Raw genomic sequence first — 22,362 nt, 5'->3', positions numbered from 1 at the left:
TTTCACTTTTCCACATAAAAAGTTATGGAATCTTTACTGCCATCTTCGCCTATTATTATTAATGTGTGCGAACCTAAGCCAAGATTTAATGTTCTAGAATCTAGAATATTTTCGCCTAAAAATTCGCCATCAAGATACCAAAAAACTTTCTGCCTTTTAAGATTCGCAATTCTTGCTATCACATTCTGCTCTTTATTTAAATCATTTGCTTGAATGATTTTTAAGTCATTTGTGGGATAAATGATTTTCAAAACTCTGTCATTTTGAGAATCTTTAATATGTGAATAAATATTGACATTTTGCAACTTGTAATAATTTAGCACTGATAGCGGAAGCTCGTATTTTACGCTAGGTTGGGCGTTTATAAAGTTTGGATTATTAGAATCTATTTGCTTTCCTTTAGAATCTAGCCACACTTTTTTAAGGAAAGGCGAGGGCTTTAAGGGCTTAGATTCTATGGGTAAAAAAGTAACACTGCTAGGGATGTCATACTCGCTTAAGTCCGCATCTATCGCATATCCGCTGAATGTATCAATTTTTACTTCTTTTAAATCGCCCGGGTTTTTAAAGTCCAAATCAATAGAATCTAGCTCGCCTAAAAGGGCGAAAAGTAAGCTCCCGGCGGTATTTGCCCCTAGCAAGTCGCTGTTGCCTTTGCCGGTGAAATTCCCAGCCCACACTATTAGCGTGTAAAGTGGCGTAACCCCCGCTGCCCACGCATCTTTGCGACCATAGCTTGTGCCGCTTTTCCAAGCGATTATTTTTTTGTCTTTGTGGAGATTCTCAATTCCTTCGCGTTTTAATTCTTTTAAAGATTCCAAAGTGAGAAAACTAGCTCCAGCACTTAGAATCTTTTTTGTTTTGTTGGTAGGATGGCGGTTAGATTCCATAGAATCTATTTTTTTGGTAGGGTAATGGGTGGGCGATAGGTTAGAATCTTGCGAACTAGATTCTATATTTTTAGATTCTATAGAATCTTGATTATTTGTCATGTTGAGCGAATGCGAAACATCTACTTTAGAATCTTGCAAATTAGATTCTATAGAATCTGTTTTTTTAATAGGGTGGTGGGTGGGCGATAGGTTAGATTCTATAAAATTTTGCGAGTTAGATTCAATAGAAACTACTTTAGAATCTTGCAACTTAGATTCTATATTATCCTTATTAGATGTTTCGCTCCGCTCAACATGACGAGTTAAATTTGCATTTTTAGATTCTATAGAATCTACTTTAGAATCTTGCAACTTAGATTCCATAATTTCTATAGAATCTAAACCAGCAAAATCCCCACACGGCAGGGCATAACAAATTTTTTTTATCTCCCCAAAATTCGCCAACATCAAATAGATTTTTGCGATATTTTCCACACTCATTTCCTTTGTCCCAAGTATCAAAGACAAGCCATAAATATGTGGGTCATTATCCTTAAAACCCACGATTTCCTTTAAATTAAAAAAAAACTTTGCCGCTCCATACTCTTGCAAGAGATTCACAAATGGCACATTTAGCGACTTAATTAGCGAATCTTTCGCACTAACCAAACCAAAATAAGAATGTGACGCATTTTGCGGATTAAAATTTGCGAAAAAAAGTGGCACATCAACAAGCATACTTTGCGGTGAAATCAGCCCATCATCGATACTTAACGCATACAAAAGCGGCTTCAAAAGAGAGCCCGGACTACGAAAGGAGCGCACACCATCAATTTGCCCAAAATTCTCAATATCAAGGAAATCCTGCGACCCAAGATACGCAATCACTTCGCCATTTTTAGAATCTAAAAGGAGCGCGGAGAGATTCAAAATATCCTGCCGCTGCAAATCCATCGCATATTCTTTTGCCCTATATTCTAATCGCTTTTGGATAGCCTTATCAACACTCGCTTTTAGCGTGATTTTATTTTTTTTATCTTCATTTATAAGACGCAAACTAAGGTGCGGGGCGATATTTTTATGATAGATTATAGAATCTGGAATCGGCTCTTTTAAGCTAATATTAAGGATTGTAGAATCTATATGATTTAGCTCATAAAGCCTTTGTAACAGGGCATTTCTTTTTTTTTCTAGCAAATTTTGATTTTTCTTTAGATTAATAAGACCTGGCGCATTTGGTAGCACTGCCAAAAGGCAGCTCTCAGCCCATGTTAAATCTTTTGGAAGCTTTTGAAAGTAAAGCAGTGACGCACTTTTGAAGCCCACGATATTCCCACCATAAGGAGCGTTATTAAGATACATTTGCAATATTGAATCTTTATGATAAAGACTCTCAAGTCGCAGCGCATAAATGCTCTCCTTAAATTTATTAGCATAAGTGCGAGGATTTTCTAGCAGAAGTTTTACAACCTGCATTGATAAAGTGCTAGCTCCAGCGCGTTTGCTGCGTGAAAAATTATCGCGGATAGTGCGAAAAATGGCAAAAAAATCAATGCCAAAATGGCTATAAAAATGCTTGTCCTCAAAAGTAATCACCGCGATTTTTAGCTTATTTGGAATCTGCTCAGTGTCGTTTAAATGCCACTGCTCCTTGTCATTTAAAAATACGCTCAAAAGCGCACCATTCCTATCCACAACGCTCTTACTATAGCGACTAGCAAAGGGGTCGTAGTAGTTAGAATCTTGGCTCACATTTTGGCTAAAATCACGCGGATGAAAGCTAAAAAACAAATACGCACAATAAATAATTAACGCAAAACCCGCAAGGATAAAGATTCTAAAAACGTTTTGTTTAAGATTCATAATGTTTATTTAGTAACATTTCGTATTACTCATACAACCCAAACATATTTCGGCAGTTTTCTGTGAAAACGATGTAATCGCTATTTATCTCACCGTGATTGTGACGCAGGATTTCAAAGGCTTTTTGCACGATTACAAATTGCGATATTTCACTCCTGCGACACATTATCCCTTGCAGGGTCACAGCCTTACCCAAAAGCTCGTAACGTGTGCTATTTTTCTTATCAATCGTAGCGATTTTACTAGCTAGATTTAGACTTTTTTTCAAATCTTTTAGGACTTCATTGACATCATTATATGGCTTTAACTCGCCAGCCAAAACAACGCCGCTAAGCAAAAAAATCACAAAAAATCTAAGCATCTTTAACATAATTTATCCTTTATATTATAGAATCTAATTTTTGATTCTAACAAAACTTTAAGGAGAATGTATGTTAAAAGGTTTAGTAAAATTTGGCTTAGGCATAGCCGCGTTATACACACTTCGCAAGGTCTATAAAGCATATAAAGATGGCGGTGAAAACGGCGTAAAAGATTTAGCAAGCAAGGTCGCAAAGGATGTAAAAAGCGGCAGTAGCGATATTTTTAAGGGTTTTGAAAAAGACTTTTTTAATGATTTTAAAGATTTTAAGGGGCAAAAAGATTCTAAGTTTAATACTTTTGAAGGCGAGATTTTTGGTAAAAAGGGCATTTTTGATGAGATTTTAAACGCGCTAAATTCTAAAGATAATGCTCAATCTAGTGAATCTAATAGTAAAAATGCTGATTATATCGAGTATATTAAGACTTTTAAACGTCTATTTTCTGCCCTTAGCGATGTGCAGAATTTCCCTTATAGCTACAATGTGAGCTATCTAAAACGGCTGCATTTTAATGTGAATGATATTGAAAAGGCAAATGCGATTTTTAAGCGAGATTTGGATAGTTTGTATGAGTTTATTTCTCGTTATTGTGATAGTTTTGAGACGCTAATTGCGCGTAAAAGCGACTTTAACACATTTGATACAAAAGAGCGCATTTTGTTTGAAAATCTATACTTGGCTTATGGTGGCATTATCGGTATGATGGACTGCATAGAATCTAAGCAAGACTACACAGAATCTATCTCAAAGCAACTGCGTGGCATGCTACGCGAGTTAGAGGATAGAATAGGATAGTCTATAATATCACTTTTTCATTCGTGTGTAAAAATCATTCGTAGCCTTTACAAAGCCATCGATACTACCGCAGTCATAGCGGATTCCTTTGAATTTATACGCGATTACGCGACCTAGCTTTGCCAACTCCAAAAGTGCGTCTGTGATTTGCAGTTCGCCATTAATTCCTGGCTTTGTCGTGCGTAAAATGTTAAAAATATCAGGCGTTAAAATGTAGCGACCGATAATTGCTAGGTTGGATGGCGCGAGCGATATTTCAGGCTTTTCAACCATATCTTTGACCTTGTAGATTCCATCATCGATTGTATCCGCGCTAATTATCCCATATTTATTAACCTCGTTTTTTTCGACCTCTTGGATAGCGACCACGCAGCAGCGGTATTTCTCATACACGCGCATCATTTGCGTCAAAACGCCCTCGCCATCGTTGTAGCACAAGTCGTCCGCCAAAATCACCGCGAATGGATTTCGCCCCACAAGCGTTTCGCCCGTTAGTATCGCGTGTCCTAGCCCTCGCATTTCCTTTTGGCGTGTGTAGCTGAAAGTCGCTGTTTCCATTATGTTGCGGATTTCATTTAGTAGGCTTTCTTTGCTTGTGCCATTGATTTGGTGTTCTAGCTCGTAGCTTATGTCAAAGTGGTCTTCGATGCTTCGTTTGCCGCGTCCTGTGACGATTGCCATCGTGCGGCAGCCCGCATTCAACGCCTCTTCTACGCCGTATTGAATGAGTGGCTTTGTTAAAATCGGTAGCATTTCTTTTGGCATTGCCTTTGTAGCGGGTAAAAATCGCGTCCCATAGCCAGCTGCGGGGAATAAACATGTCTCTATCATTTGCACTCCTTTTTGTTTTAAAAATAATAACACTAAAAAATAAACGCTTAGTTTAATATTTTTAAGATACAATCTTATTAATTGCATTTTTAGATTCTAAAAGATTCTAATTTTTAGAACATTTTAAAAAGGATATATATGTCTAAAATTTTTAGTATTTTCATTATATTTTTTAGTATTTTATGTGCTAGAGATTATGAGATAAATTGCGATAAATGCGTAGTTATCGTGGCTTTTAATAACAATAATATTAAAAAGCTAGAAAAAGAAATTAATAAGGATGCGTTTTATGTTATATTATCTGATGCGTTTGAATCTGCCTTTAGGCTTGGTGAGATTTTACACTTAAATGGGATTGAAAGTGTGTATGTGTCGTTTTTTTATGATGAAATTTCGCATTTGATTTTTCCTACGCAGAGTATAAAAATTAATAATAATGCACCATTTTTTTACCTATATTATATGTATAAAAAGGGCAAAAAGCCGCAAGAACTAATAGATATTATCAATCCACAAAGGGAGCTAAAGGCGTATTTTGACATTAAAGATTTGAAATTTTAAGATACAATCTCATATCTTAATTTGAAAGGTTTAAATATGAAACAGATTCTAATATTTTTCTTTGCGTTTTTTGCGTTGTTACAAGCGGAGGAAAACATTTACCACACGCACATTGACAAGGCGGATGCCTATATCATTTCGCTAAAAAATAGCGATGTCAATAAAAAGATTCTAATCCCAAATAATGACGCCCAAAAGGACTTCATAAATAAAAAAGAACTCCCGCAAAATAGGCACAATGTGGTGCTAATAAAGGGCGAGAATTTCACCGCGTTGATTGATACGGGCTTTAAAGAGACACAAAATGTCCTTTTTGAGCGGCTAAAGAGCCTAAAAATCACGCCAGATTCTATCACGCACATCATTATTACGCACGCTCACCCTGACCATATCGGCGGCATTTTGGGGCAAAATGGGAATAATTTTAAGAATGCGGAGCTAATAATTGACAAGCTTGAATATGATTATTGGCAAAAGCAAGGCGGCTTAGCAAAAGATTCTATCAATGCGTTTAAGAAAATTAGCTACATAAATCACGATAAATATTTGATAGAAACGCCTAGTGTGAGCCTGCGCGCGCTTCGTGCGTACGGACATACTCCCGGACACAATGTGATTATGATTGGGGAAAATCTTGTGTTTTTTGCCGACTTGCTGCATGTCTTTGACATACAAATTAAGATGCCAAATATCGCCGTGATTTATGATGTCAATCCTAGTGAGGCGGTGCGAGTGCGGCAGAATCTACTAAATGAATTTAGACGTGATAATTTGCAAGTGATTGGCACACACGTGCCTTTTATTGAGCCTGTGGGTTTGGAGTAGATTCTATAAATTAATAGGAAAATTATGAAACTAATTGGCGCGAGTATTATTTTGCCCTGTGATATAGAATCTAGAGATTCTAAAGATTTTCAAGTGATTAAAAATGGTGGTATTGTTTTTGATAATGATAGAATTATTGAAATTGATGACTTTCAAAAATTAGAACAAAAATACAAAAAAATTACAGAATCTAGATTCTATAAAAATCATATATTACTCCCAGCATTGATTAATAGCCACATTCATTTTGAGTTTAGTAAGAATGATTCTAGCTTTGTGTATGGCGATTTTGGTAGTTGGTTAAACAGCGTTATGGATAATCGTGGTGCGGTTTTGCGTGGCGCAAATGCGGCGATAAAACGCGCTATAAAAGAGCAGCTAAATAGCGGTGTGGGCAGTGTTTGCGCGATTTCTAGCTATGATTTGGACTTGCAGTTTTTGCTAGATTCTAAGCTCAAAGTGATTTTTTGCCATGAAGTAATCGGCGCGCTTGAAGCAAATTTCAACGCTCAAAAGGCTAGTTTAGATTCTAGACTTAAGCAAACTTTAAGCTTAAAAAATAAAAACTTTCAGCCTGCCATCGCTATTCACTCGCCTTATTCAGTTAATTTTAAGCTTGCAAATTATGCGGTAAATTTGGCAAAAAAACATAATTTATTGCTTTCAGCGCATTTTTTAGAATCTAAGTGCGAATTTGAGTGGCTAACGCGTCAAAGTGGCTATTTTAGGGAGTTTTTCACGCGATATTTTGGGCTGCAAAATACAAAACCAGGCTTTAGCATTGAAAGTTTTCTTACGCTTTTTAATGGTTGCAAAGCGATTTTTACGCATTGTTTATATGCCGATAATAGCGTAAGAAAGGGTATTTATAAGCAGGGAAATGCAATAATTTCTTGTCCGCGCTCAAACCTGCTTTTGAATGCAAAAATGGGCGAAAATACAATCATTGCAACCGATGGGAAAAGCTCGAATAATGATGTGAATTTGCTAAATGAAGCAAGAAGTGCGTTGTTTTGTAGTATTCAAAATTTTGATATTTTAGATTTTAAAAATTCTAAAAATCATAATTTAGATTCTAACTTTATAGAATCTATTTGCCAAAATTTAATCCTAGCAATGACTTCGCGTCCTGCAAAGGCATTAAATCTAAATAATGGAATGCTAAAAGTGGGTAAAAGCCCTGATTTAGCGATATTTAAGATAGAATCTAAAAATGATTTTGTCGCGACAAATTTTATACTAAATGCCAAAAAAGTTACACGATTAATAATAAATGGGCAAGATTGCTTATAGATTCTATACATATTAATTTTTTTATTTTACAATATAGGAATTTTTACATAAAGGAGTAGGACATGTTTCATGAGTATCGAGAGGAAATCACGGAGTTAAAGCAGCACAATGCACATTTTGAAAAGATTTTCAACGAGCATAACGAGCTAGACCAGCAAATTAAAAACGCTGAAAATGGTATCGAGCCACTTAGCAATCAAGAGATTGAAGTGCTAAAAAAGAAAAAACTACTGTTAAAAGACGAGGTTTATCAAATGATAGTTGAGTATCGTAAGGGACACAAGAAATAAATATCAAAAGAATTTCATTTTACATCGTTTGGTATGCAATGTCTTTTGATAGTATTTACTTTTAAAGTCGATTGGAGTTTGCGAGTTTATATGCATTTTGCCCTAATGCTCGCTTGATGGCTCTTTTTTATAAAATACAAATTCTTAGAATCTATACCCCACCTGTAAGTATTGACGTCCTAGCGGATAGATTGAGTTAATTAAAACAGAGCTAAGAAAGCCTATTGAAATATTACTTGACATATCTCCATAGCCTAGTAGATGGTAAGAATCTAGTTTATGCAAACATATTGTAACCATAATATATATTTGCTCCAAATGTGAAAATGATTAGATAGTTATTAGTGTTGGCGTAAATAGTTAAGTTAGTTAAAGGTGTTATTGTTAGATTCTATATTTCCTTATGTCTTTTCTTCCCTTGTTGGACTACATGGTATTATTCTATATTAGATTGTGTTTTCCGCCAAAGTTAGAATCTTAGAATCTATAAAACCACCAAATACAAAAAAGTATACTAAAACATTCTTAAAAAAAGAAAATAGAGAAAAACTTTATTAACCTAGAAAAAGGCGAGTTAAGATTCTATCTTTGCATTCACAACCAACAGTTTCACGATTCTAAACATCAAAAGTTTTTTAAACAAAAATTAAGATTTTTTAAATTAAATATAGTTTAACATTTTATAACATCATAACTAAGCGGACTTTTAGTGTAATATTTACAATTACCGCTAGTTTTTAAACAAACAGATTGTAAAAAAGCTCTTTTGTGAACTATATTTATAGAATCTAGATTCTAGCTAGTTCCTAAAAAAACCCAAGTTTGTTGATTGAATAGCTAACTAGCACGTTTTTTGTTTGCTGGTAATGCTCTAGCATCATTTTGTGCGTTTCGCGTCCTATGCCGCTTTGCTTATATCCGCCAAATGCGGCGTGGGCTGGATATGCGTGATAGCAATTAGTCCAAACGCGCCCCGCTTGAATGCCACGACCAAAGCGATATGCGCGATTAATATCACGCGTCCAAACCCCGCTTCCTAGCCCATAAATCGTATCATTTGCGATTTCTAGCGCCTCTTTATCATCCTTAAAAGTTGTCACAGCCAAAACGGGACCAAAGATTTCCTCTTGAAAGATTCTCATTTTATTATTCCCTTTGAAAATCGTAGGCTTAATGTAGCAACCATTCGCAAGGTCGCCACCTAGCTCATTTTTCTCCCCACCGATAAGAAGCTGCGCACCCTCTTTTTTACCGATGTCGATATAATTTAGGATGGTTTTTACCTGCGTTTCATCCACTTGAGCGCCCATCATCGTGTCCTTATCAAGCGGATTCCCAACCTTTATCGCCTTGACACGTTCAAGCACTTTTGCGATAAATTTATCATAAATGCTCTCTTGAATTAACGCACGTGACGGACAAGTGCAAACCTCACCTTGATTAAATGCAAATAGCACCAAGCCCTCCACCGCCTTATCCAAATACGCATCTTCATGCTCGAAAATATCCTCAAAGAAAATATTTGGCGACTTTCCGCCAAGCTCGAGCGTGCAAGGGATAATATTTTCAGTGGCAAACTGCATAATCTGCCGCCCAACGCTCGTGCTACCTGTAAATGCAACCTTTGCAATCTTTGGGCTAGTGGCTAGGTGCTTACCGATTTTGCTACCGCTGCCATTTACGATATTTACGACACCTGCGGGGAGCAAATCGCCGATAATATCAAAAAGCACAAGGATAGACGCGGGGGTAGCACTTGCTGGTTTTAACACGATACAATTCCCAGCAGCAAGGGCAGGAGCAAGTTTCCACGCTGCCATCAAAAGCGGAAAATTCCAAGGGATAATCTGCCCTACAACGCCTAGTGGCTCGTGAAAATGATACGCCACGGTATCATGGTCAATATCGCTAATCGCACCCTCTTGCGCCCTTATACAACCTGCAAAATAGCGGAAATGGTCTGCGCTAAGCGGTATATCAGCGTTCAAGGTTTCGCGAATAGGCTTACCATTATCCCATGTCTCAGCATAAGCGATTTTTTCCAAATTTTCCTCGATTCTATCGGCGATTTTTAGCAAGATTCTGCTTCGTTCAGGGATGCTTGTTTGCCCCCATTTGTCTTTGGCGGCTTGTGCGGCATCTAGGGCTTTTTCGATGTCTTTTTCACTTGAGAGCGGCACTTCGCATAGCACTTGCCCATTTATAGGGCTTTTATTTTGCGTGTATTTGCCATCCACTGGGGCAACCCAACCACCATTGATAAAGTTTTCATATCGCGACTTAAACACATTTTTACTATCTTTGAAATTACTCATTTTTCACCTCTTAAAGTTTTGAAATTTGGCAATATTTTTAAGGATAAGTATCATATTGCTTGTTACATTATATCGATTTAATTTACATATATCACTTTTTGTAAAAAGATTCTAAAATAAAACACTAATAGTTACTTTTTGTAAAAAATATGCTATTTTAAAATTAATTTGAATATTTAAGTATTAAGATTCTATAAATGCAGAGATTTTTTGCAATGCCTTAGAATCTATTTTCATTTTAAGCTTTAAAAGGGCGATGGGCAGAGCGAAATGCTCGCATTTTACATAATCTTTTTGCGTCATTAAAATGTAGTTTGCATTGTATTTTTCTAGTAAGTTTTTTAGAATCTGCTCGTCAAATTCATCGTGGTCATTTAAAAAAAACTTGTGGCATATTTGCAGGTTTTGCGTGTAAGATTGCAGGCGCGAAGGATTTGCAATCGCAGTTGCTAAAATAAACGTGGGTGTAAAATTTTTAGAATCTTGCAAATTAGATTCTATATTTTCTAACTTTTTAGAATCTAAATTATTAGATTCAGTATTTTTATGAAAATTTGCAGACTCAAATTTCTCCTGCATTTCAATGTCCCGCCCATTCCCACCCACTGAAAATAAAGGAGAAATTTGAGCCTGTAAATTTTGCTTAGATTCCACAATCTCAACATCCACAAATCGCGTGTAGTCGCTATTTTCACGCAAAGACAAATTACAATTTTTATAGAATCTAGGCGGCAAGCGATAATACCCACTAGGCAAGGTAAAAGGGAAAAATGGCTGCAAGGCGGGTCGCAGCAAAATATCAAACTTTTTAAACCTAAAACGATAGCCATCATCAAGGATTATAAGGCGCGCGCCACGCGATTTTGCGTGCATTATTGCAAGAGAGCGATTTTCACATACTAGCACGTTTGAGCGCACATTTTGGGCAATTAGCATCGCTTCATCGCCACTTTGAGCCACATCGCACTTAATTCCACTAGAATCTCGCACAATAACCAAACCCTTACTTTTGCGTTTATAACCGCGTAAAATAATGTAAATATCGCTATTTTTGTTTTTTTTATTAGAATCTAAGCGACTAGATTCTATAGAATCTATATTACTAGATTCTACAATTTGATTAGAATCTTTATTACTAAAATCAGTATTTTTAGTTTCTAAAACTTGCAAATTTCCTAACTTTTTAGATTCTAAAAATTCACACAAAGCAATCACAAAAGGCGTCTTCCCAGCCCCACCACTTACAAGATTCCCAACACTTATAATTTTTACTCCAAAATCCTTTTTTCTCCCAAAACTTTTTAAACCAAAAGCAATCAAAAAATAAATAAAACTAATCGGCAATAGCGTAAAACTCAACACTTTCTGCCAAAAACTTGGATAAAAAAAATAAGATTCTATAAATGATGTTGTTTGTGTGCTAGAATTTGGATTTTTGCTTATTTTTTTATAAGAATTATTTGGTTTTTTTGAATCTAATTTATTTTTATACATAATTATTAGCCCTGAAATATTAATTTAGATTCTAAAATTTTATTAAAGCAAACTTTAAGGTTAAATTAGTTGTCTTCCTCGATGATATATGGTGTGCCCTCCACTTTGCCCTTGCCCATTAAAGCGCGGACTACTTCTTGGATTACTTTTTTGTCACTTTCAGGGGCGGCTGGGGCTTTGTAGCTTTTGTTATATACTTTTTTTAGTAGGGCTAGTTTTTCGCTATCACTTTTCAAACTGCGCGCTTTTTTGTAGATTTCAGCGGCTTTATTTGCGCTCTCTTCGCCCATCCAGCCTACAACTATCATTTTGACATTGCCAGCAGCTAACTTTTTATCGATATTATCTAGCTCGACTTGGCAGTGCGGACACATAGGGTCGCTTACGATATAGTAAGTTTTTTTAGGATTTTTACCACTAAGATTTATGATGTAGTCTTTTGGCAGTGTGGCGATGGCTTTTTTTACCTCGCTGCTTGTTTTGTAGGTCATATTGTAGTTTTGCACCGAGCCTACCTCGCTTAAAAGCGTATTAGAATCAATCTCATTTTCCGTGATAAAAGCCTGCGGGACAAGCGGCTGCACGAAGCTCTCAGCCTTATTTGTCATCACAATCACCCTTTGAGATGTGCTATCATCTTTTAGCACGACAAATTTGATATTAGAATCTTGCTTTAGAGAAAACTCCTTTATAACGCTCATTTTCTGCCCTGTCACTCTTTGCACCATATCAGTCAATTTACTCGCCTGTAATATCTGTGAAATAGCACAACAAAACGCCACTAAATATAGAATCTTTTTCATCATTTCTCCTTAAAATAAACAAAAATAAAAAAAGATTCTAACAAATCAAAAATAACAAATTTATAGAATCTAACAATAAAATTTGCAAAATTTTTTATTTTTTTAGCAAAATTAATCAAATCTTAATACAAAAAAGAATATGATTAAGGAATTTTTTTTAGATTCCAACTGAAAGGGTTCAAATGTTTAAGAAGTTTTTGTTAGTTAGTGCTGCTTTGTCCTTAGGATTTATGCAGGCTCAAAGCTATAATGGGCAAAAAAGGGCGCTAGATTTTGCGGAGAATGTGTTAAGTGATTTAAAAGACGCTGGTGTGGAGTATAATTGTCATGGCGATGATAGCGATGCTGCGTGCAGAATCCGCGATATTGCGTTCCCACTTTTTAGCACGACTATTTCAAATGGGCGATTTGAAGTATCTTTCAAAGATAATCAATATAAGCAGAGAATTTATGCTGAAATTGATATAAATTCAAAACATGCTTTAGATTATGAAAGTTATGTACCAAAGAGCATAGAATGCAAAACCACTTATAATCTTAATCGTGTTGATATTATAGGCGTTGAAAATTGTGTTATTCAGTCTGGTTTAGTTACATTAGATTTTGATTTAGCAGAATCTATTCATTCTAATGAATTTACTGATAAGTCTATGTTTAGCATTATGAAAAAATCTTTACTGAAAGTGCGTGACTATGACAAAAAACTAACTTTATTAAGCACAAGTTTTGAGGAAAGGTCAAATAAGCTAAATGAAGAAAAATACAATACGATAGATAAATTGTATGATGATAGGGATTCATTACAAGAGTTGCATAAACAATCAGCAGAAAATAACTCTCCTTGTGGTTGCGGACATCATAATCATAAAAGTGTTAGCACGGTAGAATTACTAAAAGATAGACGTTACTTAGAGTCTTCTTTGGCTAAAAATGAAAAGGAGATAAAAAAAGCTAGAGAAAATTTCAATGAAGAGTATGAAGAGCTACAAGAAGAATATGATAGACATTTAAGAGCCTACAAACAGCATATAGTTAAGTGGTTAAGCAACTATGATATTGATGTAAAAGAGGCTAGATTGTATATAAAAGCTCCTGCTCTTTCTAAGCACACATTTAATTTGTATGCTGATGATTTAAGAACTTTTAATAGCGATTATAAATTAACCAAGAAACAGAAAAAAGCAAAGGCAGAGGAGAAAAAACGAATTACAGCTGGCTATTACTCAAGCGTAGAGGCTATGCGAGCTGCTAGTATCACTTTTGTAAAAGAAAGTCCGTATTTGAGTGACAATCTTAAAAAATCTTTTAGTAAGATTATAGACCAACACGCAAAACTATTTGAGCCACACACAGGTAAGAAAAGTATTAAAATTTTAGCCACTAGATTAGATAATACTCCATTTAATTTGGGTAAAGAAGCACAAAAAGTGGTAGATTATACAAATGGTGATATAAGCACTGAAGAGTTTTTGACAAAAGTATTTGATGTTATAAATAACTATGATATTAGGGCAGTAAGGTCTTTCCCTTATTAATAATAGAATCTAGATTCTATAATCAAAAGGACTTTTTTGCCAAATAGTTATAATTCAACTTTTTTTGATATAAAAGCCCTAGAATCTTATATTTCTAAGGATAAATTAAAGCTATTAAACGACATTCCAAATATCGCAAAAAGGGCGAATTTATCAAGCAAACATTTGTATAAAGAGTTCAAAGGACTGCATATAAGCGGCAATTTAGAGCTTTTCAAAGCCCCAAAAGTCGCCATTATCGGCACTCGCAGTCCTAATCAATACACAAAGCACTACACCGCCACGCTTAGCCGTGCGTTGTCAAATCGCGGATTTATCGTGGTTAGCGGTGGAGCTATCGGCGTAGATTCTATCGCGCACACGCATAGCGACACGCACAGCATTATGGTGCTGCCTTGCGGGCTAAATGTCAATTATCCTAAGGAAAATGCGCGCCTTATAGAATCTAAACGGCGTAACGCCCTTGTGGTAAGCGAGTATGAACGCGATTTTATGCCGCACAAGTATAGCTTTTTGGAGCGAAACCGCATAATTATCGCACTGAGCGACTTTGTGATTATCCCGCAGGCTGACTTGCAAAGTGGCTCGATGTCTTCGGCAAACCTTTGCTACGCGTTAAATCTTAAGCCTTTTGTCCTACCGCATCGCTTAGGTGAGAGCCTTGGAACGCAGGATTTACTTAGTAAAAATCGCGCAAATTGCATTTATAACACGCAAGATTTTATCACGCAAATGTGTGAAAATTTTGGCTTAGATTCTATAGAATCTAGCGATGAGATTTTAGATTTTGCTCGCAATAATGGGCTTTTTAGCGAAGCTTTACGCCTTTTTGGTGAGAGAGTGCTAGAATATGAACTGCAAGGTAAAATCACACGAAATGGGTTATATATCAGCACAAGTTTGTAGGATAAGATTCTATAATTTTGCTAATATTATGGTTTTATTTTAAGCTTTTTAAGGAAATTTATGCTATTTAATTCATATCAATTTATTTTTATCTTTTTACCGATTACTTTTTGTGTTTATTTTTTATTAAATCATTATAAGAAATATGCGTTTGCAACAGGGTTTTTGGCACTTGCTAGTATTATTTTTTATGCTTGGTGGGAGTATAAAAATGTTGCACTTTTGCTAATTTCTATCTCATTTAATTATTTTATTTCTGGGCTTATTTTACGCTTCTCTGCTAATATAAACGGGGGGGGGGGGAATCTAACTTTAGATTCTAAAAACACTAAATCTACTATCAATTTAACGCAAAAAAATAATTTAGATTCTAAAGAAAATATAGAATCTACTTTACAAAACACGCAAGAAATAAACAAAGATTCTAAAGATTTAAACAATTTAGATTCTAATAATTCGCAAAATTTGCAAGATTTTAAAGATTCTAAAAACATAGAATCTACTTTACAAATTTCACAAGATTCTAAGAATCTAGATTCTAAAAACGCAAATGTGCCTTATCTCCCTGCTTTGCATCACATTTCCCACCCAGCCCACCCTTTCAATGAAACGCAGGGAGATAAGGCACATTTGCTATATGAAAGTAAAGAAATAGATTCAAAAGATTCTAAAAACTCCCAAAAAATAAAAAATAATCGCGCTAGATTGTTGCTTATCATCGCTTTGATTTTTAATATAAGTCTGCTTTGCTACTTTAAATATATGGATTTTTTTATAGAATCTTTTAATGCTTTGTTTCACACAAATGTGGCGTTATTGCATATCGCACTGCCCTTAGGGATTAGCTTTTTTACCATCACTCAAATTGCCTATCTTGTGGATTGCTATGAGGGTAGAGCTGTGGAGCGAAATATCATAAACTACGCTCTTTTTGTAACTTTTTTCCCGCATTTGATAGCTGGTCCTATCCTGCATCACGCTGAAATGATGCCGCAATTTTCGCAATTATGCAACAAGATTCTAAAATATGATAACATCGCTCGTGGCTTGTTTATTTTTTCTATCGGTTTGTTTAAAAAAGTTTTCATTGCCGATAGCTTTGCAAAATGGGCGAATGCTGGATATTCTGCCCTAGATTCTGGCGTAACGCTTAATATCTTTGAATCTTGGGCTACTTCGCTTAGCTACACTTTTCAGCTTTACTTTGATTTTAGCGGATATTGTGATATGGCTATCGGCTTAGGGCTTTTATTCAATATTGCCTTACCGATTAACTTTGCCTCGCCTTATAAGTCGCTAAATATCGCTGAGTTTTGGCGGCGGTGGCACATTACTTTAGGTCGCTTTTTGCGTGATTATATCTATATTCCACTTGGTGGTAATCGTAATTTTAGGCAAGATTCTAAGGTGCAGAACAAAGATTCTAACTCGCAAAATCACACAAATAACGCAACTGAAAATCCGCTTTTTTCGCAGTCTTTGCAATCTATTCCCACCCAACCACCCATTTGTAAGAATGAAAAGACTGCGAAAAAAGCGGATTTTCACACAGATTCTGTGTTAAATAGAATCTTAACTTTGCGGAATTTGTTTATCGTGGCGTTTATCAGTGGTTTGTGGCATGGCGCAGGACTTGGTTTTGTAATTTGGGGTATTTTACACGGACTTGCAATGTGCATTCATAGAATCTATCGATATTTTTTAGAATCTATGTTTGGAATAAAGTTGAAAGATTCTAAAATTAATGTGAATTATTTGAATCTAGATTCTATAAAAAATACAGAATCTAAGTCGCAAGATTCAAAAATGGAATCTAAAATAAATAAAGTAGATTCTAATTTACAAAATTCTAAAATGGATTCTATAAAAGAAACAAAAATTACTGAATCTAATTTACAAGATTCTAAAATAGATTCTAAAGAAAACATAGAATCTAATTTTATAAATCCTAATCGCCCACCCACCACCCTACAAAATAATAAGCCCAAAAGCCCAAAATTACAAGCCTTTTTAGAATCTAAAATATACAAGATTCTATGCTGGTTTATCACATTCAATTTTATAAACATAACTTGGATTTTTTTCCGCGCGGAGAATACCACAACAGCGATAACATTAATAAAAAATCTAGTCGGCATAAACACCGCACAACTACCGATAAAATGGTATCAAGCAGGACATGCACTGCAAAAAATAAGCGGCACAGATAGGACGCTAATTTACTTTGCTTTGGCAATTTTTATCTGCTTTTTTTGCAAAAATAGCATTGAAAAACTGCGAATTTTAAATGAAAATAGCCAAAAATCAATAAAAGAAATGAAAATCGCAGCAATAATGCTTGCATTTTCACTTTGGGAAGTCATTTCCATAACAAAAACGCCGACATTTTTGTATTTTAATTTCTAAGAAATGAAAAATTTATGTTTTTTATGTAAAAAAGAAATGAAAAAGCAAAATTTAAGCTAGTTTTAAGCTAAATCACAGCTATTTTTAAGCTAAAAAACATCACAAAAAGGACAAAAAAATGAATTTATTAAAGCCATTTCTAAAAATTTTCACACTCACAACCGCCATAATTATCGCACTTTTAGTCTATATTATGTTTATTAGACAGCCCCATTATTTCCTTTATGCAGAGCGATGGCTAATTAATCTTTACAAGGGTAAGGATTTTATAAACGAAATGCCGACAAATAAGAAACGGATTCTAATTGTTTCTGGCTCAAATTCGCTTTTTGGATTTAATGGCGAAGTGATTGATAAAGCCACAAATTTTAAGCCCATAAACTACGCATCTAACGCTGGTTTGCCACTAAATTTTCACATTGATAGGGTGATGCAACACGCAAAAAATGGCGATGCGATTTTCTTGCCTTTGGAGTTTCATTACTACCGCGCGAGTGAGCCACAGCACGACATTTGGTATATCCATAATATGCTAAGTTGGGGAAATGGCTATGATAAATACATCAGCACGCGCGATAAGATTACAGGCTATCTTAAAAACTCGCCAAGCCGCAGTATTGAGTGGTTTTTCAAGGGTTTTAACCCAAAATATAAGGATGAATTTGACACGCAAAAAATGTTCCACAATCCGCCCTTTGACTTTGGCTACACGTCACTTAGCAAATATGGCGATTTTTGCACGCAAGAAGGCGAGTTGAGTGAACGCGTAAATAGCGGATATTTGGGCAGTGATTTGCAGCTTTCAACGTTTTTTTTGAGTGAATATGCACGGCTAGAATCTTTTGCAAAATCGCACAATATCAAGGTTTTTTTGGTGTTTCCTGTCACGCTTGAAAATCCGCAATTTAGCCTGCAAGATTCTAACACTTATGAAAAAATTAATAATTTGGTGTCCCAACTTGCAAAACATAACATAAAAATCTATGGAAATTTCGAAGATTCTCACTTTGAGCGGAAATATTTTTACAACACCGAATATCATCTAAACGCGTCTGGCACGATACTTAGAAGCCAAAACTTTGCGAAATTGTTAGAATCTCTAGAAAAAAACGGCGAAATATAGAATTTTTCAATATTAAAGGATAACGGGGTTGGAATAGATAAAAATATTTAGAAATTAAATTTATATTCTAATATTTCGCAAAATTTGCAAGAAAATATGGTATCTACCACCGTTAGTAATGTTGTGTTGAGCGATAGTGAAATATTTACAAACAAAAATCTACAAAATTCTAAGATTTATAGATTAGATGTTTTGACTACGGCTCAACATGACACTTTTTTAAATAAGATTCTAACCTTGTGGAATTTGTTTATCATGGCGTTTATTAGTGACTTGGGTTTTGTAATTTAGGAAATCTTACATGGATTTGCAATGTATTCATAGAATCTATCTTTGGCATTCGCCTTAAAGATTCTAAAATTAATGTGAATTATTTGACGGATTCTACAAATTTAGAGAATCTAGATTCTAAAAACATAGAGTCTAAAGTCCAAGATTCCACAATAAATAAAATAGATTCTATAAATAAAGCACAAATAATAAATTCTAATCACTCACTCATCTCCTTTAAAAAAAAATTTAAAATCTAGATTTTATTTAACCTTAAAATACGGAATCTAAACCTCCAAATTAAAACATTATGATAAAATACATTTTTATCTTGCCTTAAAGACAGAGTAATGAAGCCCACAAAATACGCCTTTTTGCAGTTAAATTCGCAGTTAGATTCTAAGTTAGAAGCGGATAATTTTTCACAACCAGATTCTAAGATAGAATCTAAACCTAGCGAAAAGTTCAAAGATGAGTGTGCTGTCGTGGGCGTGTTTAACTGCGATGATGCGGCTTTGAGCGCGTATTACTCGCTATTTTCCATGCAGCACAGAGGGCAAGAGGCTAGCGGGATTAGCGCGTGTGATAATGGCAAGATTAGCACGATTAAGTCGCAAGGTTTAGTTACGAAGGTTTTCACTCAATCAAACCTGCAAAAGCTAAAGGGCAGAAACGCCATCGGGCATAATCGCTATGGCACGGCGGGGGCGGATTCTATGAGCGATTGTCAGCCCATTTTTGCGCGGTATGATTTGGGGCAGATTAGCGTGGTGCATAATGGCAATCTTACGAATGCCCTTGAGATACGCCAAAAGCTAATCGATGAGGGCGCGATATTCCAAAGTAGCCTTGATACTGAGGTGATTATCCACTTGATTGCGCGCTCCAAAAAAACGAGCCTAACGGAGCGTATTATCGAGGCGTTGAATGAAGTGCAGGGCGCGTTTTGCCTTGTGTTTTTGAGCCGCAGCAAGATGTTTGCGGTGCGTGATAGGTTTGGGCTGCGTCCTTTGAGCCTTGCGACTTTGCAAAATAAGGATGGGACTTTGGGCTACATTGTGGCGAGTGAGACTTGTGCGTTTGACTTGCTTGGGGCGAAGTTTGTGCGGGACATCGCCCCGGGGGAACTTTTGATTTTTGAGCGCAATTCGCCTCGCACGCAATCTTTGCGGGAGCTTGATTCTCGCTGCGTCGATGAACGTTTAAGTTCTATCTCCTTGCTCGAATCTTCGCAACCCGCAAATCTTGCGCACGATGCTAGAATTGCCAACCACAAACAAGATTCTAAAGAAGTTATAGAATCTAAAACTAATATGACAAAAAATACTGAATCTAATAATAAAGATTCTATAGAATCTAAGTTGCAAGATTCTAACAACCTTTCGCCCACCCACCACCCCATTAAAAATAACCCCACAAACATCACAAGCAAAAGCATTTTCCCAACCCAAAGCCACAAGCCCTGCGTGTTTGAGTATATCTATTTTGCGCGCCCTGATAGCGTTGTGTTTAACAAAAGCGTGTATGCGGTGCGAAAAAATTTAGGAAAACAACTTGCAATCGAGCATAGGCTAGACGCCGACTTGGTAATGCCCGTGCCAGATAGCGGCTTGGCTGCGGCAATCGGCTATGCACAAAAAAGCGGTATAGATTTTGAGCTAGGCTTAATCCGCAATCACTATGTGGGACGAACTTTCATCGAGCCAACGCAAGAATTACGCGAGCTAAAAGTGCGACTGAAACTAAACCCAATACGCGAAATAATACAGGGCAAACGCGTGATAGTAATCGATGACTCGCTAGTGCGCGGGACGACTAGCAAGGCAATCGTAAAGCTATTAAAGGACGCTGGAGCAAGGGAAGTTTTTTTATTAATCTCCGCGCCCCCGACAATCTCGCCTTGCTTTTATGGCGTGGATACACCAAGCAAAGCCGAGCTAATCAGTGCAAATATGGATATAGAATCTGTGCGGAAATTCGTCAATGCCGATTATTTGGGCTATCTCTCACTGCAAGGCTTAAAAACCGCGATAGACAAGGACAATTACGAATACTGCCAAGCCTGCTTTGATGGGAAATATTTGCATGATATACCACTTGATTCTATGTTGTCGCGAGAAAAAAAATGCAATGGTATGTGAGCTTATTATCAAAGTTTTTTTCTAGGTTTTCTAGCCAAGATTTTTTTATTATTATTTGCTTGGAAGCTTTTTTTGCGTAGTTTTGTGCGTTTTTAGAATCTAGATTCTGTGTTTTTTTAAAATCTTGTTTTAATAAAGAATCTTGCGAATTTATGCCGCAGGAATTTACGCCAGATAGCTTTAAATGGCGGAAAATTTCTAGGGCGTTTTTAAATTTTAGCGTGTGAAATTGCTCACTTAAAATCACATTTTTAAAATATTTTTTTAGCTTAGATTCTATTGTTTGAAGGCTTTCATATTGCAGTCCATAGCCTGTTGTTTTTTTTATTTCTATCAAATTTTGCTCCCCAAAACTGCTACATAAAATCACGCCATTTTTGCTTAAAATCTGCACTAAATTTTGCAGAGTTTTGTCAAAATTAAGCCACTGCAAAGTCGCATTTGATGTGATTAAATCAAATTTTTGACTAAAAATTTCGCTATTTTGCAGCTCATTCATATCAAAAATCGTGGTTTTTACGCCCTTAAGACGCAAATTATAATCGCAAATATCATTTGCAATGTAGTTTTTAGATTCTATATTTTGCCTTAAAAGTTGCGTATATTCGCCGCAATGAGTGCCAAATTCAAAGACATTTTTAAAACTTTTTTGCGTTAAATTTTGCTTTAGAATCTTTATTAGCTCGCTTCGCATAAGGGCTTGAATAGGCGTATTTAAGGCATAAGTTTTTTTTGTTTTATAGAATCTAGCAGCGATTTTTTTAGAATCTAAACTTATAGAATCTTGCTTTAAAAAATTTGTGTTTTTAGAATCTAGATTCTGTGTTTTTATAGAATCTTTTATAGAATCTTTGAGAAAATTTTGCGAATTTTTAGAATCTACATTTGACATATTTCGTCCCAGCTTTTAAAGGTGAAAAATGGGAAATGTGGAGCATTGATTTGTGTAATTTTTATGCTATTTTGTTCTAAATTTTCTAACTTTTTAGAATCTTGCAAATCGCGTAAATTCTCAAAAAAATTTAAACAATTTTGCTGTGGGAAAATTAAATCTTGCTTAGAAATCAAGGCTAGATTCCAAAAAAATTCATTTTCTTTTAAGTTTTTAGATTCTATTAAATTACGCTTTTTAATAAAATTATATAATGATTCTAATTCATTTTTTAGAACATTTTCGCTAGAAAATTCTAAATTTCCTAACTTAGATTCTATAAAATCTTTAAAATCTATTTTAGAATCTAGCCCAAAAAGTTTCATTTTAAAATCATCTAATTTAAAATGTTTCATTGTGAATTTAAAGGTTTTTTCTTTTATGCCAAAAATGTCGTTAATGCCGTAATTACTGCCATTTATGGCGATTTTGCGTTTGAAATTTAGCATATTAGAATCTAAAATTTGCGAAGCCACGCACACGCCCATTGAAAAGGCGATTAAATACAAATTTTCATAACTTTGCGTTGGAATAAAGTTATTAATTTTAGAGCTTTTTTCACTCATAAATTCAATAAAAAAATCAGCATAATCATAAATCATAACCACATCAAACTTAGAATCTAAATGTGAAAAATGGCAAGGATTTGAGCCAAACCCAGCAAAAAATATAATCAAATCTTTAGAATCTAATTTATGCAAATAAGAAATTTTCATTTCTATCCTTACAGATTCTATAACTTTTAG

Annotated in this window: 21 protein-coding genes; 12 read left to right on the top strand and 9 right to left on the bottom strand. The window is 35.4% G+C overall.

What is annotated here, in order from left to right:
* Nucleotides 1-2 precede the first annotated feature (2 nt).
* Together pbpC and LS64_RS04620 are read right to left on the bottom strand one after the other, a co-directional pair.
* Nucleotides 3-2,735 carry a penicillin-binding protein 1C gene (gene pbpC, locus LS64_RS12370; protein WP_052062424.1) on the bottom strand — a complete coding sequence of 911 codons (2,733 nt, stop codon included), beginning with the start codon at nucleotides 2,733-2,735 and terminating at the stop codon, nucleotides 3-5.
* A 25-nt stretch (nucleotides 2,736-2,760) separates the two neighbouring features.
* Nucleotides 2,761-3,105 carry a hypothetical protein gene (locus tag LS64_RS04620; protein WP_034571217.1) on the bottom strand — a complete coding sequence of 115 codons (345 nt, stop codon included), beginning with the start codon at nucleotides 3,103-3,105 and terminating at the stop codon, nucleotides 2,761-2,763.
* Between the two features lie 61 nt (nucleotides 3,106-3,166).
* Here LS64_RS04620 and LS64_RS04615 point away from each other — a divergent pair, with 61 nt between their 5' ends.
* Nucleotides 3,167-3,892, top strand: coding sequence for a hypothetical protein (locus LS64_RS04615; protein ID WP_034571214.1), 726 nt, complete (start codon nucleotides 3,167-3,169; stop codon nucleotides 3,890-3,892).
* Nucleotides 3,893-3,901: 9 nt separating this feature from the next.
* Here LS64_RS04615 and galU read toward each other — a convergent pair whose 3' ends face one another.
* Nucleotides 3,902-4,723 carry a UTP--glucose-1-phosphate uridylyltransferase GalU gene (gene galU / locus LS64_RS04610; protein ID WP_034571211.1) on the bottom strand — a complete coding sequence of 274 codons (822 nt, stop codon included), beginning with the start codon at nucleotides 4,721-4,723 and terminating at the stop codon, nucleotides 3,902-3,904.
* Between the two features lie 138 nt (nucleotides 4,724-4,861).
* Between galU and LS64_RS04605 the strand changes: the two genes are divergently transcribed.
* From LS64_RS04605 to LS64_RS04590, 4 genes are all read left to right on the top strand, one after another.
* Nucleotides 4,862-5,284, top strand: a complete 423-nt coding sequence (locus tag LS64_RS04605; RefSeq protein WP_034571209.1) for a hypothetical protein — start codon at nucleotides 4,862-4,864, stop codon at nucleotides 5,282-5,284.
* A gap of 36 nt (nucleotides 5,285-5,320) precedes the next feature.
* Nucleotides 5,321-6,109 carry an MBL fold metallo-hydrolase gene (locus LS64_RS04600; RefSeq protein ID WP_081948296.1) on the top strand — a complete coding sequence of 263 codons (789 nt, stop codon included), beginning with the start codon at nucleotides 5,321-5,323 and terminating at the stop codon, nucleotides 6,107-6,109.
* A 24-nt stretch (nucleotides 6,110-6,133) separates the two neighbouring features.
* Entirely contained in the window at nucleotides 6,134-7,402 is a 1,269-nt protein-coding gene (gene mqnF, locus LS64_RS04595; RefSeq protein WP_052062423.1) for an aminofutalosine deaminase family hydrolase, read from the top strand.
* Between the two features lie 62 nt (nucleotides 7,403-7,464).
* Nucleotides 7,465-7,692 carry an HP1242/YdcH family protein gene (locus tag LS64_RS04590; RefSeq protein ID WP_034571207.1) on the top strand — a complete coding sequence of 76 codons (228 nt, stop codon included), beginning with the start codon at nucleotides 7,465-7,467 and terminating at the stop codon, nucleotides 7,690-7,692.
* A 144-nt stretch (nucleotides 7,693-7,836) separates the two neighbouring features.
* On the opposite strand, the gene LS64_RS12365 is transcribed toward LS64_RS04590, so the two are convergent.
* From LS64_RS12365 to LS64_RS04575, 4 genes are all read right to left on the bottom strand, one after another.
* Nucleotides 7,837-7,992, bottom strand: coding sequence for a hypothetical protein (locus LS64_RS12365; protein ID WP_160659372.1), 156 nt, complete (start codon nucleotides 7,990-7,992; stop codon nucleotides 7,837-7,839).
* Nucleotides 7,993-8,498: 506 nt separating this feature from the next.
* Nucleotides 8,499-10,007 (bottom strand): acetaldehyde dehydrogenase ExaC, encoded by a 1,509-nt coding sequence (exaC, locus tag LS64_RS04585; RefSeq protein ID WP_034571205.1) that lies wholly within the window; start codon nucleotides 10,005-10,007, stop codon nucleotides 8,499-8,501.
* 183 nt (nucleotides 10,008-10,190) lie between these two features.
* Complete coding sequence (locus LS64_RS12360; RefSeq protein ID WP_052062422.1) at nucleotides 10,191-11,501, bottom strand: tetraacyldisaccharide 4'-kinase; 1,311 nt, start codon at nucleotides 11,499-11,501, stop codon at nucleotides 10,191-10,193.
* 65 nt (nucleotides 11,502-11,566) lie between these two features.
* Nucleotides 11,567-12,304, bottom strand: coding sequence for a DsbA family protein (locus tag LS64_RS04575; protein ID WP_237416275.1), 738 nt, complete (start codon nucleotides 12,302-12,304; stop codon nucleotides 11,567-11,569).
* 182 nt (nucleotides 12,305-12,486) lie between these two features.
* Here LS64_RS04575 and LS64_RS04570 point away from each other — a divergent pair, with 182 nt between their 5' ends.
* The 7 genes from LS64_RS04570 (at nucleotide 12,487) to LS64_RS13135 (ending at nucleotide 20,685) form a co-directional block, all read left to right on the top strand.
* Complete coding sequence (locus LS64_RS04570; protein WP_034571199.1) at nucleotides 12,487-13,839, top strand: hypothetical protein; 1,353 nt, start codon at nucleotides 12,487-12,489, stop codon at nucleotides 13,837-13,839.
* A gap of 36 nt (nucleotides 13,840-13,875) precedes the next feature.
* On the top strand, nucleotides 13,876-14,745 hold the full coding sequence (locus LS64_RS04565) for a DNA-processing protein DprA (RefSeq protein WP_052062421.1): 870 nt from the start codon (nucleotides 13,876-13,878) through the stop codon (nucleotides 14,743-14,745).
* 60 nt (nucleotides 14,746-14,805) lie between these two features.
* Complete coding sequence (locus LS64_RS13935) at nucleotides 14,806-17,151, top strand: MBOAT family O-acyltransferase (protein WP_419879987.1); 2,346 nt, start codon at nucleotides 14,806-14,808, stop codon at nucleotides 17,149-17,151.
* Nucleotides 17,152-17,269: 118 nt separating this feature from the next.
* Nucleotides 17,270-18,274 carry a hypothetical protein gene (locus LS64_RS04550; protein ID WP_034571193.1) on the top strand — a complete coding sequence of 335 codons (1,005 nt, stop codon included), beginning with the start codon at nucleotides 17,270-17,272 and terminating at the stop codon, nucleotides 18,272-18,274.
* Between the two features lie 96 nt (nucleotides 18,275-18,370).
* Nucleotides 18,371-18,565: a hypothetical protein gene (locus LS64_RS04545; RefSeq protein WP_138127243.1), complete on the top strand. Its 195-nt coding sequence runs from the start codon at nucleotides 18,371-18,373 to the stop codon at nucleotides 18,563-18,565.
* 74 nt (nucleotides 18,566-18,639) lie between these two features.
* Entirely contained in the window at nucleotides 18,640-18,804 is a 165-nt protein-coding gene (locus LS64_RS12355; protein WP_160659374.1) for a hypothetical protein, read from the top strand.
* Nucleotides 18,805-18,894: 90 nt separating this feature from the next.
* Complete coding sequence (locus LS64_RS13135; protein WP_237416274.1) at nucleotides 18,895-20,685, top strand: amidophosphoribosyltransferase; 1,791 nt, start codon at nucleotides 18,895-18,897, stop codon at nucleotides 20,683-20,685.
* Here LS64_RS13135 and LS64_RS04530 read toward each other — a convergent pair.
* The gene (locus LS64_RS04530) at nucleotides 20,648-21,577 is read right to left on the bottom strand and encodes a methyltransferase domain-containing protein (protein WP_052062420.1); all 930 of its coding nucleotides are present in this window, start codon (nucleotides 21,575-21,577) and stop codon (nucleotides 20,648-20,650) included. The genes LS64_RS13135 and LS64_RS04530 overlap by 38 nt on opposite strands.
* Nucleotides 21,565-22,332: a pimeloyl-ACP methyl esterase BioG family protein gene (locus LS64_RS04525; RefSeq protein ID WP_052062419.1), complete on the bottom strand. Its 768-nt coding sequence runs from the start codon at nucleotides 22,330-22,332 to the stop codon at nucleotides 21,565-21,567. The genes LS64_RS04530 and LS64_RS04525 overlap by 13 nt, the downstream gene beginning before the upstream one ends.
* Between the last annotated feature and the right edge of the window lie 30 nt (nucleotides 22,333-22,362).

The organism is Helicobacter saguini (genome assembly GCF_000762875.2).
In the GTDB taxonomy this organism is placed as follows: Bacteria; Campylobacterota; Campylobacteria; order Campylobacterales; family Helicobacteraceae; genus Helicobacter_A; species Helicobacter_A saguini.
Note: the sequence above shows the minus strand (reverse complement) of the source record. Positions and strands in the feature narration are given on the sequence as shown.

Coding starts and splice junctions, on each gene's coding strand:
- LS64_RS13135 (WP_237416274.1), top strand. CDS start 18,895: ATGAAGCCCACAAAATACGCCTTTTTGCAGTTAAATTCGCAGTTAGAT.
- LS64_RS04605 (WP_034571209.1), top strand. CDS start 4,862: ATGTCTAAAATTTTTAGTATTTTCATTATATTTTTTAGTATTTTATGT.
- exaC (WP_034571205.1), bottom strand. CDS start 10,007: ATGAGTAATTTCAAAGATAGTAAAAATGTGTTTAAGTCGCGATATGAA.
- LS64_RS04590 (WP_034571207.1), top strand. CDS start 7,465: ATGTTTCATGAGTATCGAGAGGAAATCACGGAGTTAAAGCAGCACAAT.
- LS64_RS04570 (WP_034571199.1), top strand. CDS start 12,487: ATGTTTAAGAAGTTTTTGTTAGTTAGTGCTGCTTTGTCCTTAGGATTT.
- LS64_RS04615 (WP_034571214.1), top strand. CDS start 3,167: ATGTTAAAAGGTTTAGTAAAATTTGGCTTAGGCATAGCCGCGTTATAC.
- LS64_RS04545 (WP_138127243.1), top strand. CDS start 18,371: ATGGTATCTACCACCGTTAGTAATGTTGTGTTGAGCGATAGTGAAATA.
- LS64_RS04575 (WP_237416275.1), bottom strand. CDS start 12,304: ATGAAAAAGATTCTATATTTAGTGGCGTTTTGTTGTGCTATTTCACAG.
- galU (WP_034571211.1), bottom strand. CDS start 4,723: ATGATAGAGACATGTTTATTCCCCGCAGCTGGCTATGGGACGCGATTT.
- LS64_RS12365 (WP_160659372.1), bottom strand. CDS start 7,992: ATGGTTACAATATGTTTGCATAAACTAGATTCTTACCATCTACTAGGC.
- LS64_RS04525 (WP_052062419.1), bottom strand. CDS start 22,332: ATGAAAATTTCTTATTTGCATAAATTAGATTCTAAAGATTTGATTATA.
- LS64_RS04620 (WP_034571217.1), bottom strand. CDS start 3,105: ATGTTAAAGATGCTTAGATTTTTTGTGATTTTTTTGCTTAGCGGCGTT.
- LS64_RS04530 (WP_052062420.1), bottom strand. CDS start 21,577: ATGTCAAATGTAGATTCTAAAAATTCGCAAAATTTTCTCAAAGATTCT.
- LS64_RS12360 (WP_052062422.1), bottom strand. CDS start 11,501: ATGTATAAAAATAAATTAGATTCAAAAAAACCAAATAATTCTTATAAA.
- LS64_RS13935 (WP_419879987.1), top strand. CDS start 14,806: ATGCTATTTAATTCATATCAATTTATTTTTATCTTTTTACCGATTACT.
- mqnF (WP_052062423.1), top strand. CDS start 6,134: ATGAAACTAATTGGCGCGAGTATTATTTTGCCCTGTGATATAGAATCT.
- pbpC (WP_052062424.1), bottom strand. CDS start 2,735: ATGAATCTTAAACAAAACGTTTTTAGAATCTTTATCCTTGCGGGTTTT.
- LS64_RS04600 (WP_081948296.1), top strand. CDS start 5,321: ATGAAACAGATTCTAATATTTTTCTTTGCGTTTTTTGCGTTGTTACAA.
- LS64_RS04550 (WP_034571193.1), top strand. CDS start 17,270: ATGAATTTATTAAAGCCATTTCTAAAAATTTTCACACTCACAACCGCC.